At 57.6% G+C, this 2,658-nt stretch carries 5 protein-coding genes and 1 pseudogene; all 6 read left to right on the plus strand.

Features of this window, described 5'->3' with window-relative positions; all coding sequences use genetic code 11:
• Nucleotides 1–274 (plus strand): annotated as a pseudogene (locus EN964_RS31220) (hypothetical protein); the annotation flags it as partial.
• Nucleotides 275–276: 2 nt separating this feature from the next.
• Nucleotides 277–477 (plus strand): hypothetical protein, encoded by a 201-nt coding sequence (locus EN964_RS31225; protein ID WP_127271050.1) that lies wholly within the window; start codon nt 277–279, stop codon nt 475–477.
• Complete coding sequence (locus EN964_RS31230; protein WP_127271048.1) at nt 470–742, plus strand: hypothetical protein; 273 nt, start codon at nt 470–472, stop codon at nt 740–742. The genes EN964_RS31225 and EN964_RS31230 overlap by 8 nt, the downstream gene beginning before the upstream one ends.
• A complete protein-coding gene (locus tag EN964_RS31235; RefSeq protein WP_127271047.1) occupies nt 727–936 on the plus strand; it encodes a hypothetical protein in 210 nt (69 codons plus the stop codon). The genes EN964_RS31230 and EN964_RS31235 overlap by 16 nt, the downstream gene beginning before the upstream one ends.
• Nucleotides 936–1,259: a hypothetical protein gene (locus EN964_RS31240; protein WP_127271068.1), complete on the plus strand. Its 324-nt coding sequence runs from the start codon at nt 936–938 to the stop codon at nt 1,257–1,259. Before EN964_RS31235 ends, EN964_RS31240 begins: the two co-directional genes overlap by 1 nt.
• 147 nt (nt 1,260–1,406) lie before the next feature.
• Nucleotides 1,407–2,132, plus strand: coding sequence for a hypothetical protein (locus EN964_RS31245; protein ID WP_127269583.1), 726 nt, complete (start codon nt 1,407–1,409; stop codon nt 2,130–2,132).
• Nucleotides 2,133–2,658: the final 526 nt, after the last annotated feature.

The following is a 2,658-nucleotide window of genomic DNA, read 5'->3' on the forward strand; positions in this document are numbered from 1 at the left end:
TAAGCGTTTGCCGACCTGGGCCACTTTTGGGCGCGGCTGGAGCGATCGGGTGAAGTCCGTCCGCTCGCAATCGCTCGTTCTGGCAGGGCAGGGGGAAGCCGCGGTTCAGCCTGTCATCACTCCGTCGACGCCTGTACCCGCTCCCGTTCCGCCAGCTTCGCCGCAGATCGTCTATCCCGAGCCAACCCAGACTGCCGAAACGAAGACCGTCGAACGCAACTGGCTGTGGCGGCTGCTGTTCGCGGTTGTCGGTGCCGTTTTCAAGAGGAAGTGACCATGCGAACGGTTCGCCAGCCAAGCGCGTTGCCAACGAACAAGCTGACAGCGGCCATGGTGTCGGCGTCGGCCGCCGGCATCGTGAAGGCACTTGTCGTGCACAACTTTCCCGACTTCGCCGATCCGGCGATTTGGGAGCCGCTGCCGTATGTCGTTGGCGGACTCGTCGGCTATTTCGTCAAGGACAAGCCCAATGTCTGAGCTGCTGGTGTGGCTGTTCAGTGCCGTGATCGACAACAAGGTCATCATGGCCATTCTCGCGGCTGTCGTCGGTGGCGTCAGCCTGTTCGTTGCCGGTGGGATTCACCGCGCCAACAAGGACAAGGCCAAGCAGGCGGCCAGAGACCTGGCCTCCGCCCAGGACAGTCTGGAGATGAACCGGGAGGCAACAGCGGCCGAACGGCAGGCCGCCGGCATGACAGACGACCAAGCCCGAGCGGAGGCGACTAAATGGGCAAAGCACTGATAGCCCCGGTGTTCCTGCTTCTGTCAGCGTGCGCCACGTCGGCCCCAATCGATGACCCTCGCAAGGTCTGGTGCGACCACAACACGCCCCGCCGGCCCTCGCTGACTGTCGTTCAGATCATGACCCGCGCCGAACTGGACGACTTGAACTCGTTCAATGCCAAGGGCGCTGACTGGTGCGGGTGGAAGCCATGATGCACGATTTGCTCGACCTATTGGGCATCAAGGCCCCTGTGCTTGTTGCCGGCCTCTCTGGCGGCATCCTGCGGGCTCTGTCGCGGCATCGGTACAAGCTGCGCGAAATGATAGCCTCGCCTGTTTGTGGCGCACTGGCGGCGGCTTATCTCACGCTGCCAGTGGTGTCGTATTTCAAAGCGACGGGATTGCCGATTCCAGATCCGGCCGATGACACCACGACGCTTGCGGCTGCTTTCCTGATCGGCGTTTCGGCTATGTGGATTTCGGATATGCTGTTCGAGATGATCGTGCGAAAGTTCAAGCCGGCGGCAGAGGAATAGCGGCGGTGGTCTGGTCGGATATCTGGCGAGTGTGCCTGGGGGGACGACGGCAATAAAACATGGCTTTCACCATTTCGGCACTATTCGAGTGGCTTAATTGCGTTCTGGTGTGTTTCGGGATATGGCGGAAGTGGTGGGGGAGGCCTTATGAGCAGCAACTGGTCACTGGAATCATTGCGCCTATCTATCTTCACTGCCGATCAGCCAAAGGGCACCGAGGCAGATTGGACCTTCCTCACTGGCCAAGACGAAGCTGAAGTTCGGCAAAACGTGCCAGGCGGCAAGGTCTATGTTGGCGATTTTGGACTTGGTCGGCTGACCTTGGGATTTGGTCCAAACAGGGTCGACGTGATTATGGGCATCAAGGCCGATTTCGCCGAAGACGCCGCCGTCCCGGCATTCGCGGAATGGGACGCAGGAATTGATGAATTCCAATCGGTAGCGTCGAAATTCCTTGCCAATTTTACCCATCCGGTGGCACGTCTGGCACTTGGATCCGTAATGTTGCAACAAGCGCCCGACGAGAAGAGTGTGAATTCGATCCTTAGCGGATACTTGAAGAGTGCTAAAATTCAGCCGGACACTGAAGATTTTTTATATCGCATAAATTCCCCGACGAGGAGCAACATACTGCCGCTAAAATTGAACCGTATTTTGAGCTTGGGGTCTGTGAAGATACAGAGGGGCTCAATTAGAGTTGGCGGGAATGAGGCTGGAATTGTCATGGGTGGGCAGGTTTTTGCTGCGCGCCTTGAACTCGATCATAGTACCGACGCAGCCAATGCGTCGCCATTGGATCGATCGCTTTTGGTGCCTATATGGGATGAACTGGTTGGCCTCGGTCGCCAGAATGTTGAATCGGGTGAACTGTGATGAGTGCGCTAGCCTTAATCGGGGAAGATAGTGGAACGCGACCTTCCTATGTTCCCAAGCAGCGCCCGGGCTCAGCTATCCCGCCATCCGCTAGAACTACTCCTGCTGTCCTAGAAACGATGGCAGGGAGGGTTTGTTTTTTGGAAGAGTTGCCCCTCATTGGCTGGGGACCCCTCACAGGCAGTGCACTGCCACCAAACGTCAGTACGGTATGGCCCGAGTTGTCTGTGTGGGAGAGAACTCTCTATCCGAATACGGTTTCGGTAACGGACCATTTGCCTTGGTTCGCGGACCTATCTCTGCCCAATTTGGTGATAGGGCACTCGAATCCTGCAAACACTTATGAGATTCCCGCGTTCCCGAAGATTTCTGCTCCGGGCGGGATGGCTGGTTTTGCTTCGAGGCTTTGGGAGGCAATACCCGCTGGTGTCAGATTACCTTCGGTATGGGCGGATGATGGGGAGATCGCTTTCGAATGGAAATGGGGGGAGCGCCACGCGATCCTAAGCATCGAGGAAGATGGGAC

The organism is Mesorhizobium sp. M7A.F.Ca.CA.001.10.2.1 (genome assembly GCF_003998575.1).
GTDB lineage: Bacteria > Pseudomonadota > Alphaproteobacteria > Rhizobiales > Rhizobiaceae > Mesorhizobium.

Coding starts and splice junctions, on each gene's coding strand:
- EN964_RS31245 (WP_127269583.1), top strand. CDS start 1,407: ATGAGCAGCAACTGGTCACTGGAATCATTGCGCCTATCTATCTTCACT.
- EN964_RS31230 (WP_127271048.1), top strand. CDS start 470: ATGTCTGAGCTGCTGGTGTGGCTGTTCAGTGCCGTGATCGACAACAAG.
- EN964_RS31240 (WP_127271068.1), top strand. CDS start 936: ATGCACGATTTGCTCGACCTATTGGGCATCAAGGCCCCTGTGCTTGTT.
- EN964_RS31225 (WP_127271050.1), top strand. CDS start 277: ATGCGAACGGTTCGCCAGCCAAGCGCGTTGCCAACGAACAAGCTGACA.
- EN964_RS31235 (WP_127271047.1), top strand. CDS start 727: ATGGGCAAAGCACTGATAGCCCCGGTGTTCCTGCTTCTGTCAGCGTGC.